Source organism: Inquilinus sp. (assembly GCF_057815775.1).
Window position 1 is genome coordinate 1 of record NZ_JBYRFX010001005.1, and the last position, 1867, is coordinate 1867.

Here is a 1867-nt window from a genome sequence, read left to right on the forward strand (position 1 = left end):
TTCTGGCGCGGGCCGCCCCGCCCGACCATCGGACCCGGCCTCCATGACCACCGACCTGACCGACGCCGCGATTGCCATCCTGCGGGCCAACGACCGGGGCGGGCACACCGTCCCGACCTCCTCGGGCCTCTATCCGGCGCAATGGAACTGGGATTCCTGCCTGGTCGCGCTCGGCTTCGCCGAATTCGACCCGGACCGGGCCTGGACCGAGATCGAGACCCTGTTCGACGGGCAATGGCCCGACGGCATGGTCCCGCACATCCTGTTCCACGGCGACGATTCCAGCTACTTCCCGAACGCCGCGATCTGGCAGGCGGGGCCGGGGCAGCGGTCCTCCGGCATCACCCAGCCGCCGGTCGCCGCCACCGTCATCCGCCACCTGTTCGAACGCTTCGGGGTGCAGCGGTCGCGCCCGCATATCCGGCTGCTGGCGCCGAAGCTGCTGGCCTGGCACCGCTGGTTCTACGCGGCGCGGGACCCGGATGGCACCGGCCTGGTGGCGATCCTGCACCCCTGGGAGAGCGGGATGGACAACAGCCCGGTGTGGGACGCGGCGCTGGCGGCGGTCGAGCCCGGTCCGTCGGTCGCCCATCTGCGCCGGGACACCGCCTTCGCCGACGCCGCGGTGCGGCCGACCGCCGCTGAATACGACCGCTACATCAACCTCGTGCTGGCCTTCCGGGCCGAAGGCTATCGCGCCGACCGGCTGTACGGCATGGCGCCCTTCCGGGTCGCCGATGTCGGCTTCAACGCCATGCTGCAGCGGGCCAACCGCGACCTGCGCTTCCTGCTCGACATGATCGACGACACTGCCGGCGTGGCCGAGGTCGACCGGATGATCTCGAACACCCGCGCGGCGCTGGAGGCGCGCTGGGACCAGGCCGAAGGCTTCTACCTCTCGCTCGACACCCGCACCGGCCAGGCCATCCGCCAGCCCGGGATCGGCGGGCTGCTGCCGCTGTACGCCGACCCGATGACGGCGTCGCGGCACCCGGCGCTGATCGCGCGGCTGGAGCGCTGGCTGGGCCAGGTCGAGATCGCCGTGCCGAGCTTCGAGCCCGGCCGGCCGGAGTTCGAACCCCGGCGCTACTGGCGCGGGCCGATCTGGCTGGTGGTCAACTGGATGCTGATCGACGGGCTGAAGCGCAACGGCCGCCCGGACCTGGCGCGCCGCATCCGCCGCGACAGCCTGGAGGTTGTGGCCAGGAGCGGCTTTCGCGAGTATTTCGACCCGACGACCGGCGAGGGGCTGGGTGGCACCGACTTCTCCTGGACCGCGGCGATGGTGCTGCTGCTGGCCGGCCTTAAGGACTGACCACCAAGACGGGACGGGCGCATGGTGGAACGCAAACGGGTGGGCATCGTCGAACTCGCCCGATCGCTCGGATTATCGACCTACACCGTCTCCCGCGCCCTCAACGGCCATGGCGACGTCGCCGCCGCGACCCGGGACCGGGTGGTCGTTGCGGCACAGGCCATCGCCTACACCCCGAACGCGCTCGGCCGGACCTTGCGCCGCGGCCGCAGCGATGCGGTCGGCTTCCTGCTGACCCCGTCACCCGCCGGCCTGGTCGACAGCTATTTTCTGCCGCTGCTGACAGGCCTCGATGCCGTGCTGTCGCCGGCGGGCTATGCCCTGCTGGTCGCCGGAGCCGCGCCCGACGAGCAGGAGATCGAGACGCTGCACCGGCTGGTCGAGGGCCGCCGGGTCGACGCCGTGATCCTGACCCGGGTCCGTGTCGACGATCCGCGCGCCGCCTATCTCCGTCAGCAGGGCTTCCCCTTCACCATGCTCGGCCGCGACGGCGACCGGCCGGAGACGCCCTTCGTCGACGCCGACCACCGCACCAGCGGCCGGATCGCCACC

General features: G+C 71.8%; 2 protein-coding genes. Both read left to right on the top strand.

What is annotated here, in order from left to right; translation table 11 throughout:
• Positions 1-43 precede the first annotated feature (43 nt).
• Entirely contained in the window at positions 44-1315 is a 1272-nt protein-coding gene (locus AC3XYG_RS35950; RefSeq protein ID WP_489144698.1) for an amylo-alpha-1,6-glucosidase, read from the top strand.
• A 21-nt stretch (positions 1316-1336) separates the two neighbouring features.
• Positions 1337-1867: LacI family DNA-binding transcriptional regulator (locus AC3XYG_RS35955; protein WP_489144699.1), on the top strand; the 531-nt coding region annotated here is incomplete at its 3' end.